This is a genomic window from Pseudomonas sp. SWI44 (assembly GCF_002947915.1).
Taxonomy (GTDB): Bacteria; Pseudomonadota; Gammaproteobacteria; order Pseudomonadales; family Pseudomonadaceae; genus Aquipseudomonas; species Aquipseudomonas taiwanensis.
In genome coordinates this window covers 2,518,655-2,542,518 of sequence record NZ_CP026674.1, presented here as the reverse complement: position 1 = coordinate 2,542,518, position 23,864 = coordinate 2,518,655, and the positions used below count along the sequence as shown (strand labels likewise).

Annotated in this window: 20 protein-coding genes; 12 read left to right on the top strand and 8 right to left on the bottom strand. The window is 61.6% G+C overall.

Annotated elements, in window-relative coordinates:
• Window positions 1-112: 112 nt before the first annotated feature.
• Window positions 113-1,030, bottom strand: a complete 918-nt coding sequence (locus tag C4Q26_RS11920) for a LysR substrate-binding domain-containing protein (RefSeq protein WP_023383068.1) — start codon at window positions 1,028-1,030, stop codon at window positions 113-115.
• Between the two features lie 181 nt (window positions 1,031-1,211).
• Between C4Q26_RS11920 and aspA the strand changes: the two genes are divergently transcribed.
• A complete protein-coding gene (gene aspA, locus C4Q26_RS11915; RefSeq protein ID WP_023383069.1) occupies window positions 1,212-2,636 on the top strand; it encodes an aspartate ammonia-lyase in 1,425 nt (474 codons plus the stop codon).
• 525 nt (window positions 2,637-3,161) lie between these two features.
• Here the strand turns inward: aspA and C4Q26_RS27855 are convergent.
• Entirely contained in the window at window positions 3,162-3,377 is a 216-nt protein-coding gene (locus C4Q26_RS27855; protein WP_148299942.1) for a hypothetical protein, read from the bottom strand.
• Between the two features lie 43 nt (window positions 3,378-3,420).
• Here C4Q26_RS27855 and C4Q26_RS11910 point away from each other — a divergent pair, with 43 nt between their 5' ends.
• The 3 genes from C4Q26_RS11910 to C4Q26_RS11900 all read left to right on the top strand — a co-directional run bounded on the left by C4Q26_RS11910 (window position 3,421) and on the right by C4Q26_RS11900 (window position 6,708).
• Window positions 3,421-4,413: an AraC family transcriptional regulator gene (locus C4Q26_RS11910; RefSeq protein WP_104883111.1), complete on the top strand. Its 993-nt coding sequence runs from the start codon at window positions 3,421-3,423 to the stop codon at window positions 4,411-4,413.
• Window positions 4,414-4,561: 148 nt separating this feature from the next.
• Complete coding sequence (locus C4Q26_RS11905) at window positions 4,562-5,605, top strand: histone deacetylase family protein (protein WP_023383072.1); 1,044 nt, start codon at window positions 4,562-4,564, stop codon at window positions 5,603-5,605.
• On the top strand, window positions 5,605-6,708 hold the full coding sequence (locus tag C4Q26_RS11900) for a polyamine ABC transporter substrate-binding protein (RefSeq protein WP_104883110.1): 1,104 nt from the start codon (window positions 5,605-5,607) through the stop codon (window positions 6,706-6,708). Before C4Q26_RS11905 ends, C4Q26_RS11900 begins: the two co-directional genes overlap by 1 nt.
• Window positions 6,709-6,848: 140 nt before the next feature.
• Here C4Q26_RS11900 and C4Q26_RS11895 read toward each other — a convergent pair whose 3' ends face one another.
• Complete coding sequence (locus tag C4Q26_RS11895) at window positions 6,849-8,381, bottom strand: PLP-dependent aminotransferase family protein (RefSeq protein ID WP_027906657.1); 1,533 nt, start codon at window positions 8,379-8,381, stop codon at window positions 6,849-6,851.
• A gap of 90 nt (window positions 8,382-8,471) precedes the next feature.
• On the opposite strand from C4Q26_RS11895, the gene C4Q26_RS11890 reads away from it, so the two are divergent.
• Genes C4Q26_RS11890 through C4Q26_RS11880 form a run of 3 tightly spaced genes read left to right on the top strand, consistent with a single transcriptional unit; the run spans window position 8,472 to window position 10,239 of the window.
• Entirely contained in the window at window positions 8,472-9,101 is a 630-nt protein-coding gene (locus C4Q26_RS11890) for an FMN-binding negative transcriptional regulator (RefSeq protein ID WP_023383075.1), read from the top strand.
• A 12-nt stretch (window positions 9,102-9,113) separates the two neighbouring features.
• Window positions 9,114-9,560 (top strand): GNAT family N-acetyltransferase, encoded by a 447-nt coding sequence (locus C4Q26_RS11885; RefSeq protein WP_104883109.1) that lies wholly within the window; start codon window positions 9,114-9,116, stop codon window positions 9,558-9,560.
• A 7-nt stretch (window positions 9,561-9,567) separates the two neighbouring features.
• Complete coding sequence (locus C4Q26_RS11880) at window positions 9,568-10,239, top strand: GNAT family N-acetyltransferase (RefSeq protein ID WP_023383077.1); 672 nt, start codon at window positions 9,568-9,570, stop codon at window positions 10,237-10,239.
• A 91-nt stretch (window positions 10,240-10,330) separates the two neighbouring features.
• On the opposite strand, the gene oadA is transcribed toward C4Q26_RS11880, so the two are convergent.
• Together oadA and C4Q26_RS11870 are read right to left on the bottom strand one after the other, a co-directional pair.
• A complete protein-coding gene (gene oadA / locus C4Q26_RS11875; RefSeq protein WP_023383078.1) occupies window positions 10,331-12,139 on the bottom strand; it encodes a sodium-extruding oxaloacetate decarboxylase subunit alpha in 1,809 nt (602 codons plus the stop codon).
• An 11-nt stretch (window positions 12,140-12,150) separates the two neighbouring features.
• Window positions 12,151-13,566, bottom strand: a complete 1,416-nt coding sequence (locus C4Q26_RS11870; protein ID WP_023383079.1) for an acetyl-CoA carboxylase biotin carboxylase subunit — start codon at window positions 13,564-13,566, stop codon at window positions 12,151-12,153.
• A gap of 189 nt (window positions 13,567-13,755) precedes the next feature.
• Here C4Q26_RS11870 and C4Q26_RS11865 point away from each other — a divergent pair, with 189 nt between their 5' ends.
• A complete protein-coding gene (locus C4Q26_RS11865; protein WP_023383080.1) occupies window positions 13,756-14,718 on the top strand; it encodes a LysR family transcriptional regulator in 963 nt (320 codons plus the stop codon).
• Here the strand turns inward: C4Q26_RS11865 and C4Q26_RS28305 are convergent.
• Entirely contained in the window at window positions 14,660-14,878 is a 219-nt protein-coding gene (locus C4Q26_RS28305; RefSeq protein ID WP_081669616.1) for a PA3496 family putative envelope integrity protein, read from the bottom strand. The genes C4Q26_RS11865 and C4Q26_RS28305 overlap by 59 nt on opposite strands.
• Before the next feature lie 147 nt (window positions 14,879-15,025).
• Window positions 15,026-15,892 carry a transcriptional regulator HexR gene (gene hexR / locus C4Q26_RS11855; RefSeq protein ID WP_023383081.1) on the bottom strand — a complete coding sequence of 289 codons (867 nt, stop codon included), beginning with the start codon at window positions 15,890-15,892 and terminating at the stop codon, window positions 15,026-15,028.
• Between the two features lie 104 nt (window positions 15,893-15,996).
• On the opposite strand from hexR, the gene zwf reads away from it, so the two are divergent.
• Window positions 15,997-17,439: a glucose-6-phosphate dehydrogenase gene (zwf, locus tag C4Q26_RS11850; protein ID WP_023383082.1), complete on the top strand. Its 1,443-nt coding sequence runs from the start codon at window positions 15,997-15,999 to the stop codon at window positions 17,437-17,439.
• A gap of 31 nt (window positions 17,440-17,470) precedes the next feature.
• On the opposite strand, the gene C4Q26_RS11845 is transcribed toward zwf, so the two are convergent.
• A complete protein-coding gene (locus tag C4Q26_RS11845; protein WP_023383083.1) occupies window positions 17,471-19,828 on the bottom strand; it encodes a bifunctional diguanylate cyclase/phosphodiesterase in 2,358 nt (785 codons plus the stop codon).
• 240 nt (window positions 19,829-20,068) lie between these two features.
• On the opposite strand from C4Q26_RS11845, the gene uvrD reads away from it, so the two are divergent.
• The 3 genes from uvrD (at window position 20,069) to C4Q26_RS11830 (ending at window position 23,828) form a co-directional block, all read left to right on the top strand.
• Entirely contained in the window at window positions 20,069-22,255 is a 2,187-nt protein-coding gene (gene uvrD / locus C4Q26_RS11840; protein ID WP_023383084.1) for a DNA helicase II, read from the top strand.
• Window positions 22,256-22,453: 198 nt separating this feature from the next.
• Window positions 22,454-23,308 (top strand): Tim44 domain-containing protein, encoded by an 855-nt coding sequence (locus C4Q26_RS11835; RefSeq protein WP_023383085.1) that lies wholly within the window; start codon window positions 22,454-22,456, stop codon window positions 23,306-23,308.
• Window positions 23,309-23,420: 112 nt separating this feature from the next.
• Window positions 23,421-23,828 carry an SMI1/KNR4 family protein gene (locus C4Q26_RS11830; protein ID WP_023383086.1) on the top strand — a complete coding sequence of 136 codons (408 nt, stop codon included), beginning with the start codon at window positions 23,421-23,423 and terminating at the stop codon, window positions 23,826-23,828.
• The last annotated feature ends 36 nt before the right edge of the window (window positions 23,829-23,864 follow it).

The following is a 23,864-nucleotide window of genomic DNA, read 5'->3' as shown; positions in this document are numbered from 1 at the left end:
GCCGAAGGCGCGGGATTATAGCGTATAGCGAAGCAGCCCGCCCACCCCCACAAGCACATGTCGGATCAAAGGGCAAGCTGTCTCGCGGGACAACTTTTTACCCCCTAATGATTCAGAGTGCAGGGTCCGCCTGGTTACCGGCCGACTCCAGTTTGCGCCACAACAAACGCACGTTGGCCTTGCGCACCAGGGCGCAGCGGTACAAGCGTATTTCCAGCGGAACATGCCACTGGCTACCACCACAGACCACCAGTTCGCCCCGCTCCAGTTCACCCCGCATGGAAAGCCGCGGCACCCAGGCCACGCCCATTCCTTCCAGAGCCATGCTCTTGAGACTGTCGGCCATGGCCGTTTCGTAGACCGTGGTGTAGCGCAGGTTGCGTTGACGTAGCAGCAGGCTCACCGACCGCCCCAGGAAGGCGCCGGCACTGTAGGCGAGCAGCGGCACGCTGCTGTCACCATCGAGGTCGAACAACGGCTTGCGATCTGCGCCCACCGCGCACACCGGCAGCATTTCCGTGGTGCCCATGTGCAGCGACGGGAAGATCTCGGCATCCATCTGCAGGGCGGCATCCGGGTCATAGAAAGCCAGCATCAGGTCGCAGCCACCCTCACGCAAGGCATGCACGGCATCCCCCACGTTGGTGGCGACCAGGCGCGTGGCGATGTTCAACCCATCGTTGCGTAACTGTGCCACCCAACGGGGGAAAAAGCCCGATGCCAAGGAGTGCGCCGCAGCCACCTGGATCACCTCACCCTGCCCACCTTCAAGATGATGTAAATGGCGGAGAACTTCGCTCAACTGGTCGACAACCGTGCGCGCCGTGACCAGAAAAAGCTGTCCTGCCTCAGTCAGCTCGATGGGCGTGCGGGAACGATTCACCAAGGTCAAGCCCAGGGCAGCTTCGAGGCTGCGGATACGACGGCTGAAGGCTGGCTGGGTGACGAAGCGGCGCTCTGCCGCCTGAGAAAAACTACGTGTGGCGGCCAGGGCACTGAAGTCTTCCAGCCACTTGCTTTCGAGGTTCATCGACTACTCCGCAAGGCGTGCACCAAAATGGAACACGCTCGATTGTCAATCGGCGTCACATCAAACCGTATGCCGTTTATGCATAGGTTAGCGTGCAACAGCATTGGCCGCAAAATCGCGGCAGCCCTAGGATTGGCGCCATTCCGGCATGTGCCGGGTCAAAATCGAGATGATATCCATCATGTCCTCCGCTGCATCGTTCCGCGTCGAAAAAGATCTGCTTGGTACCCTTGAAGTCCCTGCCGATGCCTACTACGGCATCCAGACCCTGCGCGCTGCCAACAACTTCCACCTCTCCGGTGTTCCGCTGTCGCACTACCCGAAGCTGGTCGTGGCCCTGGCCATGGTCAAGCAGGCCGCTGCCGACGCCAACCGTGAGCTGGGTCACCTGAGCGATGCCAAGCATGCTGCCATTACCGCAGCCTGCGCCCGCCTGATCAAAGGCGACTTCCACGACCAGTTCGTGGTGGACATGATCCAGGGTGGTGCTGGTACTTCCACCAACATGAACGCCAACGAAGTCATCGCCAACGTCGCACTGGAGGCCATGGGCCACCAGAAGGGTGAGTACCAGTACCTGCACCCGAACAACGACGTGAACATGGCTCAATCGACCAACGATGCCTACCCGACCGCGATCCGCCTGGGTCTGCTGCTGGGTCACGACGCCCTGCTGGCCAGCCTCGACAGCCTGATCCAGGCCTTCGCCGCCAAAGGCAAGGAATTCGACCACGTACTGAAGATGGGTCGTACCCAGCTGCAGGACGCCGTGCCGATGACCCTGGGCCAGGAATTCCGCGCCTTCGCCACCACCATGACCGAAGACCTGCAGCGCCTGCGCTCGCTGGCTCCGGAGCTGCTGACCGAAATCAACCTGGGCGGCACCGCCATCGGTACCGGCATCAACGCCGACCCTGGCTATCAGGCCCTGGCCGTGCAGCGCCTGGCGACCATCAGCGGCCAGCCGCTGGTACCGGCTGCCGACCTGATCGAAGCCACCTCCGACATGGGCGCCTTCGTGCTGTTCTCCGGCATGCTCAAGCGTACCGCGGTCAAGCTGTCGAAGATCTGCAACGACCTGCGCCTGCTGTCCAGCGGCCCACGCACCGGCATCAACGAGATCAACCTGCCGGCACGCCAGCCAGGCAGCTCGATTATGCCAGGCAAGGTCAACCCGGTTATCCCGGAAGCGGTGAACCAAGTCGCCTTCGCCATCATGGGCAACGACCTGGCGCTGACCGTCGCCGCCGAAGGTGGCCAGCTGCAGTTGAACGTGATGGAGCCGCTGATCGCCTACAAGATCTTCGACTCGATCCGCCTGCTGCAACGCGCCATGGACATGCTGCGCGAGCACTGCATCGTCGGCATTACCGCCAACGAACAGCGTTGCCGTGAACTGGTCGAGCACTCGATCGGCCTGGTCACCGCCCTGAACCCTTACATCGGCTACGAAAACGCCACCCGTATCGCCCGCGTTGCCCTGGAAACCGGCCGCGGCGTACTGGAACTGGTGCGCGAAGAACAGCTGCTGGACGAAGAGATGCTCAACGACATCCTGCGTCCGGAAAACATGATCGCTCCACGTCTGGTTCCGCTGAAGGCGTAACCGACCGCTTGAAACGTCTCACCAGGTCGAGGGACTAGACACCTCTCAACCTTTCAAGGGCCCTAGCGCACGCTTAGGGCCCTTTTTTTATATCAAATTCAACGGGTCGGACGGGTCGTCCTCAGCGTCGAGCATGGCGAGGATGTCACTGTGCTGTGAGTGCCTGGCTCGGGCTTGTAAATCACACCAGCCAATAAGAAAAGTTTGGCGGTAGCTCACTTACCTACGTGAACGTATTCGATTGCTCTTCAAAACAATTGGTCTGTAACCATGCTGCGGTCACCACAACGACTCGTTTCAAACAATATTTCATTTCACACCCCCTAGCGCCGAACGGCGCAAACCGTCGCATCCGCTGAAAATGCGTCTCGGGTGTTTCCTCCGGCCACGGTGGTAAGCGGGCAGCTCAGCCGGGGCCAAGCTGGCCAACCAACCCCAATTCTGCTGCGGCGTCGAACGGTCAGGCTCGGCCAGACTTGGCTCGCCAGGCATCACCCGGAATGCCACTGGGCCAGCATTAGACGATTAGGCGGCTGGCGTCTGGCTATGAAGCGCGCACCATCGGTCGCTGCCCAGGGCGGCCATCAACTCGCGGCGAGTGAATGCTTCGCCATCCAGCAGCACAATGACTTCACGCCCCTGGGCACGCTGCGGGGCCATCCACGGCCACACATCGAGGCCGTATTTGGCGTCGTACCCGTCTAATTCACTTCTATCGCCGTTGTTAAAGTGAAAAGGCACGCTAATTGCTCCAGAATCTGCCCAGCCCAACGGGATTCCGAGCATGCTGCACAGCCACCTCACCACCCTCAACGCGGTTTCGCTGATTCTCAACCTCTTCCAGGAAGAAGGTTGCGAGGCTGCGTCGCTGCTGGCCGGCAGTGGCATAGGCCCGGCAGACCTGGGGCATCCCGATGCGCGCATCACCACCCAGCAGGAGCTGCAGGTCTGCGCCAATGCTGTGGCTCGGCGCGAGGATATCGGCCTGGAATTGGGCCGGCGGATGCATGTGTCGTGCTATGGCATGCTCGGTTACGCCTTGCTCTCCAGTGCCACTTTGGGTGACGCCCTGCGCCTGGCGTTGCGCTACCCGGCACTGCTGGGAACAGTCTTCCAGCTGCGCCTGGTGGATGATGGCCAGCGCGTCTGGTTCAGTGCCAGCGACTACCGCGACAGCCCAGCGCTGGCGGCCTTCAATGCCGAGTTCTGCCTGGTGTCGCTGAAAGTCATCTGCGATGACCTGCTGGGACGCACGCTGCCGCTGCTTGGTGCCCGCTTCGAACACCGTCGGCCCGTCTACCATGCGCTCTATACCGGTGCATTCCAGTGTCCGCTGGGTTTCGATGCCGAGGACAATGCCTTCGCCTTCGAGCGCCGCTGGCTAGACACGCCACTGCCACTGGCCGACCCCATCACGCACAAAGCCATGAGCGAGCGTTGCCGGCGCCAGAACCTGGAGTTCACCGGTCGCCAGGCCTGGCTCGGGCGCATTCGCCAATTACTGCTGCAACAGCTGGATGCCGCACCTGGGTTGGACGGCCTGGCGCGGCAGATGAACTGTTCATCGCGCACCCTGCGCCGGCACCTGCAAGCGCTGGGCTGCAGTTATCAACAACTGCTGGATGAGCTGCGCTTCGAGCGGGCCAAGCAGCTGCTGGCCGATGCGCAGATGCCGATCTACCGGATCGCCGAAACCCTGGGATTTAGCGAAACAGCGAGCTTTCGCCATGCGTTCCAGCGCTGGAGTGGTGTGGCGCCAAGTCATTATCGAGGCTGACGGGTCTTATCGCCGGCAAGTCGGCCCATGGGTCGTTGAACGGCCAACGAGCTTGGCCACATCTATCCCCTTTTGGCCGTTTGCGTCGTTCTCCACCCCAGGCCTGCCCATGACAATGGGCCTACGCCAGTAAAACCGGAGAACAACAATGCTGACGATCTATTCCGATGATCATCGCCTGCACCACGGCCGCTGCGAGCTGATCGACGGCAAGCTGATGCCTTGCTTCGAAATGCCATCGCGCGCCGATCATGTGCTCGAACGCGTGAAAAAGCGCAACCTCGGCGAGGTAAAAGGGCCGAGCGACTTTGGTCGTGCGCCATTGCAGCGCATCCACAGCGCCGAGTACCTGAACTTCTTCGAAGGTGCGTGGGCACGTTGGGCCGCATTGGGTCACGAGGGCGACTTGCTGCCCTTCACCTGGCCCGCCCGCACATTGCGCCAGGTCAAGCCCACTGGCCTGCATGGCGAACTGGGCTACTACAGCTTCGACGCTGGCGCCCCGATCACAGCCGGGACCTGGCAGGCGGCCTACAGCGCCGCCCAGGTAGCCCTGACCGCCCAGGCCGCCATCGTCGAAGGCGCACATTCCGCCTTCGCCCTGTGCCGTCCACCGGGGCACCACGCTGCCGCCGAAGTCATGGGCGGATATTGCTACCTGAACAATGCCGCCATCGCCGCCCAGGCCTTCCTCGATCAAGGCTATGGGAAAGTGGCGATCCTGGATGTCGACTACCACCACGGCAACGGCACCCAGGACATCTTCTACAGCCGCAACGATGTGTTCTTCGCCTCGATCCACGGCGACCCACAAGCGGAATTCCCGTTCTTCCTCGGCTACGCCGACGAAACCGGCGAGGGTGCGGGTGAAGGGTGCAACATCAACTATCCACTGCCGGCTGGCAGCGACTGGGCAGCCTGGAGCGCCGCATTGGAAGACGCCTGCCTACGCATCGCCAGCTATGACGCGGACGTGCTGGTGATCTCCCTTGGCGTGGACACTTTCAAGGACGATCCAATCTCCCAGTTCAAACTGGACAGCCCGGACTACCTGGAAATGGGCAAGCGCATCGCCGCCCTGGGCAAGCCGACCTTGTTCGTGATGGAAGGTGGCTACGCTGTGGAAGAAATCGGTATCAACGCAGTGAATGTGCTGGAAGGCTTCCAGCAAGCACAACCAGGAGCCCGGTAATGGTCCGACTCAAGCGTCTGCTCGCCCCGCTCATCGCCGCCACGCTGTTCACCGGCGCCCTCAATGCCCAGGCCGAACAGCGTACCCTGCGCGTATACAACTGGTTCGACTACATCACGCCACAGACCTTGACCGACTTCCAGAAGGACAGTGGCGTCAAACTGATCTACGACATCTTCGACACCAACGAAGCGCTCGAGGTCAAGTTGCTTACCGGTAACTCCGGTTATGACGTCGTAGTACCGTCCAACGTGTTCCTGGCCAAGCAGATCGAGGCGGGCGTGTTCCAGCCGCTGGATCGCGCCAAGCTGCCGAATTGGCAACACTTGGACCCTGCGCTGATGAAGCTGATCGAAGCCAACGACCCTGGCAACAAGTTCGCCGTGCCCTACATGTACGGCACCGTGCTCATCGGTTTCAACCCGGACAAGGTCAAGGCGGCGCTGGGCGACAAAGCACCTGTGGACAGCTGGGACCTGATCTTCAAGGAAGAGAACATCGCCAAGCTCAAGCAGTGCGGTGTCGCACTGCTCGACTCGCCATCAGAGATTCTACCGCTGGCTCTGCAGTACCTCGGCCTGGACCCCAACAGCGGCAAACCTGACGACTACAAGAAAGCCGAAGCCTTGCTGCTCAAGATCCGTCCGCACATCACCTACTTCCATTCCTCGAAGTACATGGCGGACATCGCCAACGGCGATATCTGCGTCGCAGTGGGCTATTCGGGCAGCTTCTCCCAGGCCGCCAACCGCGCCCGCGATGCCAAGAATGGTGTGGTGGTCGATATGCGCCTGCCCAAGGAAGGCGCGCCGATCTGGTTCGACATGCTGGCGATTCCGAAGAATGCGGCTAACCCGGAAGATGCCCACACGTTCATCAATTACCTGCTGCGCCCAGAGGTGATTGCGCCGATTAGCGACTTCGTCGGGTATCCAAACCCGAACAAGGATGCCACCGAAAAAGTGAGCCCGGCTATTCGCAACAACCCCAACCTGTACCCGACAGCGGAGGCGATGACCAAGCTGTATACCCTCAAGCCGTTGCCACGGGATGCGGAGCGGGCACGCACGCGGGCTTGGACACGGATCAAGTCAGGCACCTGAGTCGCTCACTTCGCGGGCAAAGCCGCTCCCCGTAAGGGTATGCCCCCAAGGAAGTTGGACCCAAATCCAACCCTCGGGGGCGATATCCTTGAACACCCGTGCCTGTGGGAGCGGATACGCCCGCGAAGTGGCCATCGGCGTCACCGTTGCTTCCATGCCTTGCGCAAGCGCATCAACGCCTCGGCGATCTCCCCTTCTGGCACCGCCGCAAACCCAAGAACCAACCCAGCGCGTTTATCCACAGGCACCTCGCTGTCCTCAAGCCAATAACTGCTCAGCGGATTGACCTCGACCCCCACCGCCTCAGCCTTAGCTACCAGTTCCTGCTCCCGGGCATGGTTATCCACATCTACCTTCACATGAAGCCCAGCCTCGACTTCCGGCATTTCGCCTAGCCCGGGAACATCCACCGGCCATCCCGCCTTGAGCACGTTGCGGCGGCTCAACGCTGCCCGGCGCATGCGCCGGATATGCCGCTGAAAGTGCCCCTGGGCCATGAACTCGGCCATTACGCACTGCGAGCCCACTTCCGAATGCCGCACCGCCAGCGCGCGGCCCTGGCTGAAGGCCTCCGCCAGGCGCGCAGGCAATACCAGATACCCCAGGCGCAAGGCCGGGAAGGCAATCTTGCCGAAGGTACCCACGTACAACACGCGCCCCTGCTGATCGAGGGCGGCCAAGGGTGCCAATGGCGCGCCGCTGTAGCGATACTCGCCGTCATAGTCGTCTTCGACGATCCAGCCCTCGTTGCGTTCGGCCCAGTCCAGCAACGCCAGGCGTCTCGCCAGGCTCATGGTTACCCCCGTGGGGTACTGATGAGCGGGCGTCACATAGGCCAACCGGCAGTCCGTCACCTGCGCCAGTCGTTGGCAGTCCATGCCCTGCTCGTCCACCGCTACCCCAATCACCCTGGCCCCTGCAATGGCGAAGGCGTGACCTGCTGCCCGGTAGCCTGGGTTTTCCACAGCCACCTTGTCGCCGGGCTGCAGCAGCAACTGTGCACAAAGGCTGATGGCCTGCTGCGCGCCATGGGTGATCACAATTTGCTCAGCCGTGCACGAAAGTCCTCGGGAACGACGCATATAGGCCGCTACCAGCTCTCGCAAAGCTCGCTCGCCTGCGGGGTCCCCATAGCCGAGTCGCGCGGGATCCGGATTTCTCCAGAAACCCGCTTGCAGCTTGGCCCAGACCTCGAACGGGAAAAGGTCGAACGCGGGAATGCCCACCCGAAATGCCCGTGGCGCGCCACTTTTTGGTGGTGGTAAATGGTTATTTTTCAGACGCTCAAGCGGCTCGCTGGAACGCTCTCGGCTGGATATATCCTCAGTGTTTTTCGATGAAAATGTGGATAACTCTGTTGATAAACCCCGGGATAACCCTGTGGATAGTTGTGTGGATAGTTTTGGCAGCCGACTGACATAGGTGCCATCGCCAACCCGGCTTTCGATGTAGCCCTCGGCATACAACTGGTCATAAGCGCGGATCACGCTGTTGCGGGACAACGCCAGTATGGCGGCCAGGTCGCGGGTTGCTGGCAAACGTGTACCACTGCTGAGCCGGCCATCGAGCACCCGTGCCCGCAGTGCCTGATACAGCTGTTGGCTGAGGCCTCGGCGGCGGTCGAGGACGATGCCGGCAGGGTCGAATGGCAATACGAGAGGACGCTCGCTCATGGAATTGGACCTATGAAATCAGCCGTTAATGGCTCTTACTCGGTGCCAATAGCCTGCCTAGGATGGAGTGATTCGACAAGGAACCTCGCCATGTACAACAGCAAGCCTCATCAGGAACATGATCTCCAGCGCCTGCACCAGCACATGCTCGATACACGCCTTGCCGTGCTGGTCAGCCATGGCGAGCACGGCCTGCTGGCCAGCCACCTACCCGTGCTTGTCGAGCCAAGCGAAGGCGAGTTCGGCACCGTCTATGCTCACCTTGCCCGAGCCAATCGCCAATGGCAGGACCTGCAGCACGGCAGCGAGGCAATGCTGGTATTCCCAGGAGCGGACGCTTATGTCAGCCCCAGCTACTACCCCAGCAAAGCCGACAACCCCAAGGTCGTGCCAACGTGGAACTACCTGGCGGTTCATGCCTATGGCTCGGTCGACGTCATCCACGATGCCACCCCTTTGCTGGACATCGTCAGCCGCCTGACCGACCGCCACGAGCAAGGCCGTAACCTGCCATGGAGCGTGACGGACGCTCCCACCGACTACGTGGACGGCATGCTCCGCGCCATTGTCGGCATCCGCATGCCCATTGCCCGCCTGCAGGGAGCACGCAAGCTCAGCCAGAACCGCTCGGAGCAGGACATCGCTGGCGTGCGCGAAGGCCTCAGCGCCAGCGCCGATCACCTGGACAATCAACTCGCGGCGCACATGCGCCAACTCTGAAGGAAAAGCCCCATGACCTGCGTCACCCTGCGCCCCGTCCGCGCCGAAGACCACGCCGCCTGGCTCGCCCTGTGGCAAGCCTACCTGCGCTTTTATGAAACCGAACTGGCAGAGGAGGTTAGCGTCAGCACCTGGCAGCGCCTGCTCGACCCGAACGAGCCTACCCATTCGGCGCTGGCCTGGGTCGATGGCGAGGCGGTCGGGATGGTCAACTGGATCTATCATCGTTCCAACTGGAGCATCGAGAATTCCTGCTACCTGCAGGACTTGTACGTGGACAGCAAGCAACGGGGCCTGGGCATCGGCCGCCAGCTGATCGAACACGTTTATGCCACGGCCAAGGCCGCTGTTTGCATCAAGGTGCACTGGCTGACTCACGAGACCAACGCCACCGCCATCAGCCTGTACGAGCAGGTTGCCGAGCGCCCTGGCTTCATCCAATTCCGCAAAGGGCTGTAGGCTGAGCATGACTGACGCATTGAACTGGAAACCTGCATCTACGCCTACGGCAGAACCCATCGAAGGCCGTTTCATCCGCCTGGAAAAGCTCGACCCAGCGCGCCATGGCGACGACCTCTGGGAGGTGCTGCAAGGCCCAGCCTCGGACCCGCGGCTATGGGACTACCTGCCTTACGGACCCTTCACCGAGCGCGCCACCTTCGACCGCTGGCTAGACAGCAACGCTGCGGGGCGTGACCCGCTCTACTATGCCGTCATCGACCGCCGCAGCGGACAGGCGCAGGGCATCCTGAGCCTGATGTCGATCGTGCCCGATCATGGCCGCATCGAGATCGGTCATATCGCCTTCGGCGCCGCCATGCAGCGCACGCCAAAGAGCACCGAGGCGGTGTACCTGCTGGGCAAGCTGAGCTTCGAGCTGGGCAACCGCCGCCTGGAATGGAAGTGCAATAACGCCAACGCTCGCTCCAAGCGGGCTGCAGAGCGATTCGGCTTCCAGTTCGAGGGCGTGTTCCGCAAGCACCTGGTGGTCAAGGATCGTAACCGCGACACGGCCTGGTATTCGATTACCGATGATGAGTGGCCGCGAGTGGCCGCGGGGTTCGAGCAGTGGTTGAGTGCTGACAACCAGCGTCCCGAGGGCCAGATCAAGACACTCGAGGCGTGCCGCAACGGCTGATGGTGGTACTGGACCGACTTGCCGGCGTCCAGGCAAAAAAAGGGGAGCACCCGCTCCCCAGAGGTTAACCGCTTGTAGATGAGGGCGTATCTCAGCCCTCGATCTCGATCAGGATCTCACCCGGCGTCACACGGTCGCCCTTGGCCACATGGATAGCCACGACCTTGCCGGCGATCGCCGCCTGCACTTCGGTCTCCATCTTCATGGCCTCGGTGATCAGCACCGCTTGGCCGGCCTTGACCACAACGCCTTCTGTGACCAGTACATCGACGATGTTGCCTGGCATGGTCGTGCTGATGTGGCCCGGCGCGCTGGCCTGCTTGCGCTTGCTGCCGCCACCGCTGACGAACTCGTTGAGCGGCTCGAACACCACTTCCTCCGGCATGCCGTCGATCGACAGGTAGAAGTGACGCTTGCCTTCGGCCTTGACCCCCACACCGGTGATGTCGACGCGGTAGGTTTCGCCATGCACGTCGATGACGAACTCGGTCGGCACGCCTTCTCCGCCTGGCGCCGCCGCTGCGCCGGCTTCCGGAATCGGCAGCAGGGCTTCGGGGACCAAGGTGCCGGCTTCACGCTCTTCGAGGAACTTGCGGCCGATGTCCGGGAACATGGCGTAGGTCAGCACGTCTTCCTCGCAGCGCGCCAGGGCGCCGATATCGGCGCGCAGCTTGGCCATTTCCGGCTTCAGCAGGTCGGCCGGACGCACGTCGATCACTTCTTCGCTACCGATGGCCTGGCGACGCAGTTGCTCGTTCACCACGCCTGGCGCTTTGCCGTAACCGCCTTGCAGGTACAGCTTCACTTCGTTGGTGATGGTCTTGTAGCGCTCGCCAGCCAGCACGTTGAAGAACGCCTGGGTGCCGACGATCTGCGAAGTCGGGGTGACCAGCGGCGGGAAGCCAAGGTCTTCGCGAACACGCGGGATCTCGGCCAGCACCTCGTTCATGCGGTTCAGAGCGCCCTGCTCCTTGAGCTGGTTGGCCAGGTTGGAGATCATGCCACCGGGTACCTGGTTCACCTGCACGCGGGTGTCCACGGCGGTGAATTCACTTTCGAACTGATGGTACTTCTTGCGCACGGCATAGAAGTACAGGCCGATTTCCTGCAGCAGTTCCAGGTCCAGGCCGGTGTCGAACTCGCTGCCCTTGAGCGCGGCGACCATCGACTCGGTACCCGGGTGGCTGGTGCCCCAGGCGAAGCTGGAGATGGCGGTGTCGATGTGGTCGGCACCGTTTTCCACCGCCTTGAGCTGGCACATGGCTGCCAGGCCGGCAGTGTCATGGGAGTGGATGAACACCGGCAGCGACTGCTCAGCTTTCAGCGCCTTGACCAGTTCGCCGGTGGCGTAGGGAGTCAGCAGGCCGGCCATGTCCTTGATCGCCACCGAGTCGCAACCCATGGCTTCCATCTGCTTGGCCTGGGCGACGAACGCATCGATGGTGTGTACCGGGCTGGTGGTGTAGGCAATGGTGCCCTGGGCATGCTTGCCCGCAGCCTTGACCGCCTCGATGGCCACACGCAGGTTACGCACGTCGTTCATGGCGTCGAAGATACGGAACACGTCGATGCCGTTGACAGCAGCCTTGGCCACGAAAGCCTTGACCACATCATCGCTGTAGTGACGATAGCCCAGCAGGTTCTGGCCGCGCAGCAGCATTTGCAGGCGGGTGTTGGGCAGCGCAGCGCGCAGCTTGCGCAGGCGTTCCCACGGGTCTTCCTTGAGGAAGCGCACGCAGGCATCGAAGGTGGCACCGCCCCAGACTTCCAGCGACCAGTAGCCGACTTTGTCGAGCTTGTCGCAGATCGGCAGCATGTCTTCGGTGCGCATGCGGGTAGCCAGCAGGGACTGGTGGGCGTCGCGCAGGATCGTGTCGGTTACGTGAATTTTCTTGGACATTATGGAATTCCTCACAGGCCTGCGTGGGCGGCGATGGCGGCAGCGATGGCCAGGGCCAGCTCTTCGGGTTTGCGCTTGATCGAGTAGTTGGTCAGTTCAGGATGGCTTTCGACGAAGCTGGTGTTGAACTGGCCGCTACGGAATTCTGGGTTGCGCAGAATTTCCTGGTAGTACGCGGCGGTGGTTTTCACCCCTTGCACGCGCATGTCGTCCAGAGCCCGCAGGCCGCGGTCCATGGCCTCTTCCCAGGTAAGCGCCCAGACCACCAGCTTCAGACACATCGAGTCGTAGAACGGCGGAATGGTGTAGCCGGTATAGATCGCCGTATCGGTGCGCACGCCCGGGCCGCCGGGAGCGTAGTAACGGGTGATCTTGCCGAAGCTTGGGAGGAAGTTGTTCTTCGGATCTTCAGCGTTGATACGGAACTGCAACGCGTAGCCGCGGTGCTGGATGTCTTCCTGCTTGACCGACAGTGGCAGGCCAGAGGCAATGCGGATCTGTTCACGGACGATGTCGATGCCGGTGATTTCCTCGGTGATGGTGTGTTCCACCTGCACCCGGGTGTTCATCTCCATGAAGTACACCTCGCCATCGGCGAGCAGGAACTCCACGGTACCGGCGTTCTCGTAATTCACTGCCTTGGCCGCACGCACCGCCAGGTCGCCGATGTAGGCGCGCTGCTCGGGGGTCAGCTGTGGGCTTGGGGCAATTTCGATGAGCTTCTGGTTACGGCGCTGGATCGAGCAGTCGCGCTCGAACAGGTGCACCACATTGCCGAAGCTGTCACCGAGGATTTGCGCTTCGATGTGCTTGGGGTTGACGATGCACTTCTCCAGGAACACTTCAGCCGAACCAAATGCCTTGGTGGCCTCGGAAATGACCCGGGGGAAGTTCTGTTCCAGTTCTTCACGGCTGTTGCAACGGCGAATGCCGCGGCCGCCACCGCCGGAGGTGGCCTTGAGCATCACCGGGTAACCGATGCGGTCGCCTTCGCTCAGGGCTTCGTGGATATCGGCAACGTTGCCTTCGGTGCCAGGGGTCACCGGAACGCCAGCGGCGATCATGGTACGGCGCGCTTCGGTCTTGTCGCCCATACGGCGAATGACGTCGGCAGCCGGCCCGATGAACTTGATGCCGCGCTCAGCGCAGATCTCTGCCAGTTCAGCGTTTTCCGACAGGAAACCGTAACCGGGGTGCAACGCATCGCAGCCGGTTTCCACAGCCAGGTTCACCAGCTTGCGCGGGTTCAGGTAACCGGCCAGCGGCTCGGCACCAATGCTGTAGGCCTCATCGGCACGCTTGACGTGCAAGGCATGACGGTCGGCGTCGGAATAGATCGCCACCGAGCGAATGCCCATCTCGGCGCAAGCACGCACGATCCGAACTGCGATTTCACCTCGGTTGGCGATCAGGATTTTTTTTATCACTGGAGTCTTCCCAAAGCCGTAGGAACAGACGAGCCGGTTCTACCGGTCGGCGCGTGACCAGACGTTGATGGCCAGTCGCGTATTCACCCTAGCGCCGAAGGTCGATAAACAAAAATCAATATTTGTTAGAGGCTGTATTAGCAAAAGCTTATAGTGCAGTTACAAGGTTTTGCAGGAGCCCGGATAAAAATGCGTAAGTCCTTGATGCGTATGACATTGCGTCAGCTGCAGATCTTCAACGAGGTGTGCGATTTGCGCTCGTACAGCCGGGCTGCGGAAGAAATGGCGTTGACGCAACCCGCCGTTAGTCTACAGATTCGGCAGCTCGAAGAGCTGATCGGCCAACCGCTGTTCGAGTATGTCGGCAAGAAGCTCTACCTGACCGAGGCGGCTGAAGCTTTGCAGCGCGCCAGCCGGGATATCTTCGGTCGCCTGGAAAGCCTCGACATGCAACTGTCGGACATGCAGGGCTCATTGCAGGGGCAGCTGAAGCTGGCGATCGAGTCCAGTGCCAAATACTTCGTGCCACACCTGTTCGCCGCCTTCAAGCAGCGTCACCCGGAGGTCAACCTGACCCTGACGGTGGTCAACCGCGCCCAGGCCATCCGGCGCCTTTCGGACAACCGCGATGACCTGATCATCATGTCGATGGTGCCCCAGGACATGGGCTTGGAGTTTCTGCCATTCCTCAACAACCCGATCGTTGCCGTAGCGCCTCCGGACCACCCGTTGTGCAAGCTCGAACACTTGCGCCTGCAAGATCTTGAGCCTCATACCCTGCTCGTGCGGGAACAGGGTTCCGGCACGCGCAAGGCTTGCGAGGAGTACTTCAAGGACAAGCGCGTGCACTTCACCCAGACCTTGGAGGTGGCCTCGGCCGATGCCCAGCGCGAATGTGTGATCGCCGGGCTTGGCATTGCCCTGCTGACCCGCCATGCGCTGAACCTGGAGCTCGCCACTGGGGTGCTCAAAGAGCTGCCGGTCGAAGAGCTGCCCCTGTATCGCAGCTGGTGCGTGGTGCAGTCCAAGGCCAAGCGACAGTCGCCGGTGGCCTTGGCGTTTCTGGCGTTCATCCGCAGCGAACGTGCTTTGATCAGTGCGCTTGTTGAGCGTTTTTCGGGGAAGCTGCCGACGATGCCCGCCACACCGTGAGCGCTTGTAGCTCAGGGTAGTCCGCCAGGTCGCGGAGCAATTGACGTTGGTCGCAGTAGCTTTCGATCGCGCGTCGATATTCCATGCGACGCTGATCTTTTTCCTGCTGCTTGCGAGCCTTGGCGCTGGGTTGGTACGTACCGTCGTAGTCACGAGCCATTGCCTGTCTCCCAGATTAAGATGCGGGAGCTTCAGCGTGACGTTGGCGGTTTACGGTTTGGCTGTGAAACGGTGACAAAATGGTGAAATTTGGTCGTTTGGGTACCGGAGCATCGCCGGCAAGCCGACGCCTGCAGTGCCTGCCCGGTCAGTCGTCCATCGCCTTGATCGACTTCGGCGACAACCGCAGGCTGCGCAGACTGCGCTTCACGCTCTTCAGGTGGTTGACCAGGCTTGGCCCGCGCGCCATGGCTACGCCCATGGCCAGCACGTCGATCACGACCAGGTGGGCGATACGCGAGGTCAGCGGCGTATAGATTTCCGTGTCCTCGTGCACATCGATCGCCAGGTTCACCGTGGACAGCTCCGCCAATGGCGTCTGGCTTGGGCACAGGGTAATCAGGTTGGCACCGCTCTCACGCACCAGGTTGGCGGTGATCAGCAAGTCCTTTGAGCGCCCGGATTGCGAGATGCAGACCGCAACATCACCAGGTTTCAAGGTGACGGCAGACATCGCCTGCATGTGCGGGTCGGAGTACGCCGCGGCGCTGAGCAACAGACGGAAGAACTTGTGCTGGGCATCGGCGGCCACCGCACCCGAGGCACCGAACCCATAGAACTCCACGCGCTGCGCCTGCGCCATGGCGCTCACCGCCTGCTGCAACGCCTGAGGGTCGAGGTGTTCGCGCACTTCCATGAGGGTGTGCAGCGTGGTGTCGAAAATTTTCAGGCTGTAGTCGGCGACCGAGTCATCCTCGTGGATCGCGAACTGGCCGAAACTGGCACCGGCCGCCAGGCTCTGCGCCAACTTCAACTTGAGGTCTTGGAAACCCGAGCAGCCAATCGCACGGCAGAAGCGCACGATGGTAGGTTCGCTGATACCCACGCTGTGAGCCAGGTCGGCCATCGAGCTGTGCATGACTGCAGCCGGATCAAGCAGCACATGGTCAGCCACTTTCAGTTCCGATTTGCGCAGCAGGTGGCGCGATTGAGCGATATGTTGCAACAGATTCACAGGCTGGACTCGGTTATGATCGGCTGGCCGGGATGTAGCTTTCTTGTAGTTATACTACATGCACGCCAACCCGCCCAGTTAAACGAACGTGGAGAGTGGTGGTTTTGACTATTCCTTGCGACATTCTGGTTTTCGGTGGCACTGGCGATCTGGCCCTGCACAAGCTGCTGCCGGCGCTCTACCACCTGTATCGCGAGGCTCGCCTGAATAATGCCGTGCGCATCATTGCGCTGGCCCGGCGCAACCTGCCACACAACGACTATGTGAAGCTCGCCGAACGCCATTGCCGGGCACAGATCGCCCGCAACGATTTCGACGAAGAAGTGTGGCGGCGTTTTTCCGCACGCCTGGACTACTTCGCCATGGATGCTTCGCAAAGCGCGGACTTCGGGCGCCTGGCCCGCTACCTTGGCGAACCCGGTGGGCTTACCCGCATCTACTACCTGGCCACCGCGCCCAACCTGTTCGTGCCGATCGTCAACCACCTGCGGATCGCCGGCCTGGCTGACAGCGAAGCCCGCATCGTGCTGGAAAAGCCCATTGGCCATTCGCTGGAATCGGCCACCGCCATCAACGAAGCCATTGGCGCGGTGTTCGACGAGTCCCACGTGTTCCGGATCGATCACTACCTGGGCAAGGAGACCGTGCAAAACCTGATGGCCCTGCGTTTCGCCAACGCCCTGCTGGAGCCGGTATGGCGCAATGGCCAGGTCGACCATGTGCAAATCAGTGTCTGTGAAACACTGGGCGTCGAGAATCGTGGTGCCTATTACGACCGTGCTGGCGCGACCCGAGACATGCTGCAGAACCACCTGCTGCAGCTGTTGTGCCTGGTGGCCATGGAACCGCCTGCCCAATTCGAAGCCGAGGCGGTGCGTGATGAGAAAGTGAAGATCCTTCGAGCCCTCAAACCGATTACCGGCCAAGACGTGCAGGACAAGACCGTGCGCGGTCAGTACGGCGCTGGACGCATTGGTGGCCAGGAAGTGCCGGCGTACTACTTCGAAAAAGATGTCGACAACGACAGCGATACGGAGACTTTCGTCGCCGTTCAGGCTCATATCGAAAACTGGCGCTGGGCGGGCGTACCGTTTTACTTGCGCACCGGCAAGCGAATGGCAAGGCGCTCCTCGCAAATCGTCATCCAATTCAAACCAGTACCCCATGAGCTGTTCAACGGCGGCCAGGCCAACCAGCTCCTGATACAGCTGCAACCGGACGAACGCATCAGCCTGCGCATGATGACCAAGACCCCCGGCAAGGGCATGCGCCTGGAACCGGTCGACCTGGATCTGAACCTTGCCCAGGTGTTTGGCCAGACCCGGCGCTGGGAAGCTTACGAGCGCTTGCTGCTGGACGTGCTCGAAGGCGATTCGACCTTGTTCATGCGGCGCGACGAGGTCGAAGCGGCCTGGGCCTGGATCGACCCGATCATCAAGGGCTGGGAGGAGCATTTCCAAGCGCCACGCCACTACCCGGCGGGCACCAACGGCCCCGAGCAGGCCAATAGCCTGCTGGCCCATCAGGGACGGGCGTGGCACAGCTGAACTCAAGTTACCGCGCGACGCCAGGTGCGCATCAGGCCTGGCGGGTGGCGATCAAGCGTTCGAAGTCCATTTCGCAGATCGGTCGGCTGATCAGATAACCCTGTGCCTCGTCACACCCTTGCTCACGCAGGAACGCCATCTGCTCCTGCGTCTCTACCCCTTCCGCGACCACTCTCAGGTTCAGGCTACGCGCCATGGCGATGATTGCCCGGGTGATGGCCGCATCCTGGCTGCCTTCGTGCAAGCCTCGGATGAAGGCCTGGTCGATCTTCACGAAATCCACCGGTAAGCGCTTCAAGTAGCTGAGCGAGGAGTAACCGGTTCCGAAATCGTCGATGGCCAGTTTCACACCGAGTTCGTGCAGCTGCCTGAAGGTCGAAATGATGTGCTCGACATTCTCCAACAACTGGCTCTCGGTCAGTTCGAGCTCCAGCAGATGCGGCTGCAGGCCCGTTTCTTCGAGCACCTGCCGCACCAGGCTGACGATCTTGCCTTGGCGCACCTGGTAAACCGACAGGTTCACCGAGACACGCACATCCAGCCCCTGACGCTGCCACTGACAAGCCTGCCAGCAGGCACGCCGCAAAACGAACTCGCCCATTGGCGCAATCAGCCCGGTTTCCTCGGCCAGGCCGATGAAATCACCGGGCGGTACCATGCCCCATTGAGGATGAAGCCAGCGCACCAGAGCTTCAGCCGCATGCAAACGCCCGGTGCGCAAGCAGAGCTTGGGTTGGTAGTAGACCAGCAGTTGGCCTTCATCAATGGCCTTGCGCAGCTGGTTCTCCAGTTGCAGACGCTCCAAGGTGCTGGCGCGCAGGCTCTCGGTGTAGAACTGGAAATTGTCGCCACCCAGGTGCTTGGCGTGCTGCTTGGCCATGTCAGCCTGGCTGATCAACTGGTTGGGTTCGAAACTGCCGTCAGCCGCCAGGCTGATGCCAACCGATGCGCTGATCACCACTTCATGCTCGCCCAGACGCAACGGCACGCGCAGCTTGTCCAGCAGCCGGGTGGTCACCCGCACCAGGCTCGACAGGTTGCTATAACCGTCGAACAGCACGGCAAACTCATCGCCAGACAAGCGCGCCACGGTGTCGGCCTCGGGTACGGCATTGGCGATTCGCTGAGAGATCTTCTTCAACAGTTGATCGGCATGCTCATGGCCGAGGCTTTCGTTCAGCAGCTTGAAGCGGTCCAGGTCGATGTGCAGCAACGCCAGGCTGCGGCCACTCAGACGCACACGCCGCCCGGCCTCATCGAGGCGCATGCGGAACAACGCACGGTTGGCCAGGCCACTGAGCTCGTCGTGCTGGGCCAGGTAACGAATGCGCTCTTCGGACGCCCGTCTCGCGGAAAGATCGGAGAAAAAGCCAACGATATTGCTCAAATTCCCCGAAGCATCACGAACGCCCGTGAACTGCAGCCATTGCGGGTACAGTTCTCCACTCTTGCGAGCTTCCACCAACTCGCCCTGCCAGTACCCCTGCTGACGCAGCGACTGCTCGATCTGGCCGCTGTGCCGCCGAGCATCGCTGCTGCAGGGCAGATCCAGGACATTGCGCGCCAGCAGCTCGCTGCGCGAGTAACCGGTCATCTGACAGAAAGCCCGATTGACGGTCAGCAGCGTGAAGTCAGCGCTCAGGATGACGATACCTTCACTGGAAGCCTCGAACACCGAGGCCGCGAGCCGTTGGTGGTCCTCCAGGGCTTTCTGGGCCTGGACGCGCTGCAGGTCCTCGGTCAACAGCTGGTTCTGGAAGCGCCGCAACAGCCCGCGCTCGATCAGGCGATTAACCTGCCAGGCCACGACCAGCAATGCCGCCAGCAGAATCAGGCCAAAACATCCCCAGCCCCGTTGTTCGCCGGCATCGTAAAAGAACAGAAACGCAATCGGTGGCAATAGGCATGGCAGGGCAAAGCTGAGGAAGGCTGGCAAACTCACCGCGTAGGCGACACTGGCCGACAGCGTAGCCGCGCCCAACAGGCCAAACCCCCACGCCTGCTGGACGAAACTCTCCGCAGGTACCAGAGCGATGGCCGCACAGGCCAGGGTCAGGCCGCTGAAACCCGAGCCAAGCAGGAACATCCGCCACCATATAGGCCGGGCCTGGCGCTGGGTGTCGGCCGCTTCGAAAGCGGTTACCTGAATGACTCGCAAGGCCACCAGCGCCAGCAGCCAGACAATCCAGACACTGACCAGCAGGTAGCGCTCAGGGCTCCACAGCAACCAGGCGCAGAGCAGGCCGTTGAGCAGCATGAACAAGGTGGGCAACAAAGAGCCCTGGTAGAGCAGACGGGTGCGCTCGATCGAAAGCTGGGTAGCGAATTGCCTGCGAACACTCCGTGTCGTATCCGGCGATGCTCCGATCGCCACGCAATCCTGGGTCATAATGTCGGGTTCTTGTGCTGTTATTGTTATGGATGACCGCAAACGTGCTGGGAGAATACACAAGCGCCGCGCCAGACCAAACTGCTCTGGATCATGATTTGCCAAAACCCCGACAAACCCGCACCGAACCGCTCAATTACGCTGCCCTGGCACAAGCCCGGATGAACGGCAACGGACGAACGGCAAGTTTTGCCCCATCGGCGTTTGCCCCTGTCCCCTGCACGGCCCTAGAATGGCCGGATGCACAATGATGACCTCTCCCTCCTGCTGAACTCCCTCAACGATGCCCAACGCCAGGCCGTAGCAGCCTCGCTGGGGCGTCAACTGGTGCTTGCTGGCGCCGGCTCCGGCAAGACCCGTGTGCTGGTGCACCGTATCGCCTGGCTGATCCAGGTCGAGCAGGCTTCACCGCATTCGATCCTGTCGGTGACCTTCACCAACAAGGCCGCAGCAGAAATGCGCCATCGAATCGAGCAATTGCTGGGCATCAACCCGGCTGGCATGTGGGTCGGTACCTTCCACGGCCTGGCTCACCGCCTGCTGCGCGCGCACTGGCAGGAGGCGCGGCTGGTGCAGAACTTCCAGATTCTCGACAGCGACGACCAGCAGCGCCTGATCAAGCGGGTGATCCGCGACCTGGGGCTGGACGAACAGCGCTGGCCAGCACGCCAGGCACAATGGTTCATCAACGGGCAGAAGGACGAAGGGCTTCGCCCGCAGCACATCCAGGCCAGCGGCGACCTGTTCCTGGGCACCATGCGCAGCATCTACGAAGCCTACGAACAGGCTTGCGAGCGAGCCGGGGTCATCGACTTTTCCGAACTGCTGCTGCGCGCCCTCGACCTGTGGCGCGACCACCCCGGCCTGCTGGAGCACTACCAACGGCGCTTCCGCCATGTACTGGTGGACGAGTTCCAGGATACCAACGCCGTGCAGTACGCCTGGCTGCGCCTGCTGGCCGGCGGCGGCGTGAGCCTGATGGCCGTGGGTGACGACGACCAGTCGATCTACGGCTGGCGTGGCGCCAAGATCGAGAACATCCACCAATACACCGCCGATTTCCCCGACGCCGAACTGATTCGCCTGGAGCAGAACTATCGCTCCACCGGCGGCATCCTCAAGGCCGCCAACGCGCTGATCGCCAACAACAGCGGGCGCCTGGGCAAGGAGCTGTGGACGGACCTGGGCGAAGGCGAACCGCTGACCCTCTACGCCGCCTACAACGAGCATGACGAAGCGCGCTACGTGGTCGAGACCATCGAGAGCCTCATCAAGCAAGGCAACTCGCGCAGCGACATCGCCATTCTCTATCGCTCCAACGCCCAGTCGCGGGTATTGGAAGAGGCGCTGCTTCGCGAACGCATCCCGTATCGCATCTACGGCGGCCAGCGCTTCTTCGAGCGTGCCGAAATCAAGAACGCCATGGCCTACCTGCGCCTGCTCGAAGGCCGTGGCAACGATGCCGCTCTCGAGCGGGTCATCAACGTACCGCCACGGGGCATCGGCGAGAAAACCGTCGAGGCCATCCGTGAACATGCCCGCCACAGCCAACTGTCGATGTGGGAGGCGATGTGCCAGTTGCTGGCCGCCAAGGCTCTCAAGGGGCGCGCCGCCAGCGCCCTGGGGGCCTTCATCGAGTTGATCGAAAGCCTGACAGGCAAAACGGCTGACATGCCCTTGCACCTGATGACCCAGACGGTCATCGAACAGTCCGGCTTGATCATCTATCACCAGGAAGAAAAAGGTGAAAAGGGCCAGGCACGGGTAGAAAACCTTGAGGAACTGGTCAGCGCAGCACGCAACTTCGAAGCGGGCGAAGAAGATGCCGATCTGACGCCGCTCTCGGCCTTCCTGGGTCATGCGTCGCTGGAAGCGGGCGAGGCGCAGGCCGACGAGCACGAGGACAGCATTCAGCTGATGACCCTGCACAGCGCCAAGGGCCTGGAGTTCCCCTATGTGTTCCTGGTGGGCATGGAAGAAGGCCTGTTCCCGCACAAGATGAGCCTGGAAGAGCCTGGCCGCTTGGAGGAAGAACGCCGCTTGGCGTATGTGGGCATTACCCGCGCCATGCGTCAGCTGATCATGACTTACGCCGAGACCCGACGCCTGTACGGCAGCGAGACCTACAACAAAGTGTCGCGTTTCGTACGGGAAATCCCGGCCGGCCTGGTTCAGGAAGTGCGTTTGTCCAATAGCGTCAGCCGACCATTCGGTGGGGCGAAGACCAGCTCGGCCAGTAGCCTGTTCGCCAACGCCAGTATTCCGCAGACCGCCTTCAACCTTGGCCAGCGCGTGCAGCATGCGGTGTTCGGCGAAGGGGTGATTCTCAACTTCGAAGGTTCCGGCGCCCAGGCACGGGTGCAGGTCAACTTCGCCGAAGGCAGCAAGTGGCTCATGCTGGGGTACGCCAAGCTCGAGGCTATCTGAGGCTCCTGCGCCGCCATCGCTGGCAAGTAGACTCCTGCGGGATTTCGGGATCGGTGCCATACGGGCAGGAGCCGGCTTGCCCGCCACAAGGTCTTGGCAACATCAGGCAAAAGCTCGAAACATTATGACGCTGGTCATGTGCCCAGGAACCTGTGCAACATGACGCGCGTGCAATCCACAACAGGGGAAATCCCATTTATGCAACGTTTTCTTAGCATCGCTCTGGCGCTCTGCGTCGGCCTGACGCTGAGCCTGGACGCCAACGCCAAGCGTTTCGGCGGCGGCAAGAGTTCGGGCTCCGCGCCTATCCACCAGACCCGCCAGGCCACGCCAACCACGCCTGCTGCCGCGCCGACCGCTCCTGGCCGTGCTCCGGCCGCCGCCAGCGGTGCTTCGCGCTGGCTGGGCCCACTCGCCGGCCTCGCCGCCGGTGGCCTGCTGGCGTCCATGTTCATGGGTGACGGCTTCGAGGGCCTGCAGATCATGGACTTCCTGATCGTCGCCCTGATCGCGTTCCTGGTGTTCCGCTTCATTGCTGCGCGCCGCCGCCAGCAGCAGCCGCAAATGGCCGCGCCTGGTCATGCGCCGTTCCAGCGTGAAGCTCACGCCCAGCCTGCCCAGCCGTCGATCTTCGGTGGTTCGGCCGCGCCAGCCGCCGCAGCCGCTCCGGTGATCAACGCACCAGCCTGGTTCAACGAGCAGAACTTCCTGGCCGCCGCTCGCAACCACTTCCAGGCGCTGCAGCAGCACTGGGATGCCAACGAGATGGACAAGATCGCTGAGTTCGTGACCCCGCAAATGCTCGAGTTCCTCAAGCGTGAACGTGCCGAACTGGGTGATGGCTTCCAGTCCACCTACATCGACAACCTCGATGTGCAACTGGACGGTGTAGACGATCGCCCAGACCGCACCGACGCTACCCTGACCTTCCGTGGCGTGTCGAAGAATTCGCGCTTCGATCAAGGTGAGGCCTTCAGCGAGAGCTGGCACATGGTTCGCGCTCAAGGCGAGAACCAGCCGTGGCTGGTCGCCGGTATCCGCCAGAACGGTTAACCGACGCACGCTGTGCAAAAAACCCCGGGCTTGCCCCGGGGTTTTTGCTTTTGCCAAAGTGGGATACTAGGGTATAACGCGCAGCGTTCATCAAGGTTAGAGGATGTGAACCGTGGAAGAAGTGATCGAACAACTCCGTGAAGCCAACGAGCCGGTACCGGTACCCTTGGAACTTCCCGACGAAGATCTGCTGGTCGAGATCGAGGAACAACTGTTCATCAACATCCCTTTCGTGTTCAAAGAGTTCCTGCTGACCGTCAGCGATGTGGTCTATGGCTCTCTTGAACCGGTAACCGTCACCGACCCGCAGTCGCACACCTACCTGCCCGACGTCGCGGCAAACGCTTGGGATGCTGGCGTACCGCGCGACCTGATCCCCATCTGCCAGGACGGCGACAACTACTACTGCGTCGAGGAAGACGGCACTGTCGTGTTGTGGGATGCCGAAGAGGAAGCCTTGGGCGAAGACAGCTGGGAGTCGGTCTGGCACTGGGCCCGGGACGTCTGGCTTGAAAGCTGAGTGAGAATTAAACTCACAAAATAATGGCCCATGGCC

Excerpts from the sequence above, each read along its gene's own strand:
- aspA (WP_023383069.1), top strand. The coding sequence starts at position 1,212 with ATGTCCTCCGCTGCATCGTTCCGCGTCGAAAAAGATCTGCTTGGTACC.
- C4Q26_RS11905 (WP_023383072.1), top strand. The coding sequence starts at position 4,562 with ATGCTGACGATCTATTCCGATGATCATCGCCTGCACCACGGCCGCTGC.
- C4Q26_RS11890 (WP_023383075.1), top strand. The coding sequence starts at position 8,472 with ATGTACAACAGCAAGCCTCATCAGGAACATGATCTCCAGCGCCTGCAC.
- C4Q26_RS11920 (WP_023383068.1), bottom strand. The coding sequence starts at position 1,030 with ATGAACCTCGAAAGCAAGTGGCTGGAAGACTTCAGTGCCCTGGCCGCC.
- C4Q26_RS11865 (WP_023383080.1), top strand. The coding sequence starts at position 13,756 with ATGCGTAAGTCCTTGATGCGTATGACATTGCGTCAGCTGCAGATCTTC.
- C4Q26_RS11845 (WP_023383083.1), bottom strand. The coding sequence starts at position 19,828 with ATGACCCAGGATTGCGTGGCGATCGGAGCATCGCCGGATACGACACGG.
- C4Q26_RS11900 (WP_104883110.1), top strand. The coding sequence starts at position 5,605 with ATGGTCCGACTCAAGCGTCTGCTCGCCCCGCTCATCGCCGCCACGCTG.
- C4Q26_RS28305 (WP_081669616.1), bottom strand. The coding sequence starts at position 14,878 with ATGGCTCGTGACTACGACGGTACGTACCAACCCAGCGCCAAGGCTCGC.
- C4Q26_RS11885 (WP_104883109.1), top strand. The coding sequence starts at position 9,114 with ATGACCTGCGTCACCCTGCGCCCCGTCCGCGCCGAAGACCACGCCGCC.
- C4Q26_RS11835 (WP_023383085.1), top strand. The coding sequence starts at position 22,454 with ATGCAACGTTTTCTTAGCATCGCTCTGGCGCTCTGCGTCGGCCTGACG.
- oadA (WP_023383078.1), bottom strand. The coding sequence starts at position 12,139 with ATGTCCAAGAAAATTCACGTAACCGACACGATCCTGCGCGACGCCCAC.
- C4Q26_RS11895 (WP_027906657.1), bottom strand. The coding sequence starts at position 8,381 with ATGAGCGAGCGTCCTCTCGTATTGCCATTCGACCCTGCCGGCATCGTC.
- C4Q26_RS11880 (WP_023383077.1), top strand. The coding sequence starts at position 9,568 with ATGACTGACGCATTGAACTGGAAACCTGCATCTACGCCTACGGCAGAA.
- uvrD (WP_023383084.1), top strand. The coding sequence starts at position 20,069 with ATGCACAATGATGACCTCTCCCTCCTGCTGAACTCCCTCAACGATGCC.
- C4Q26_RS11910 (WP_104883111.1), top strand. The coding sequence starts at position 3,421 with ATGCTGCACAGCCACCTCACCACCCTCAACGCGGTTTCGCTGATTCTC.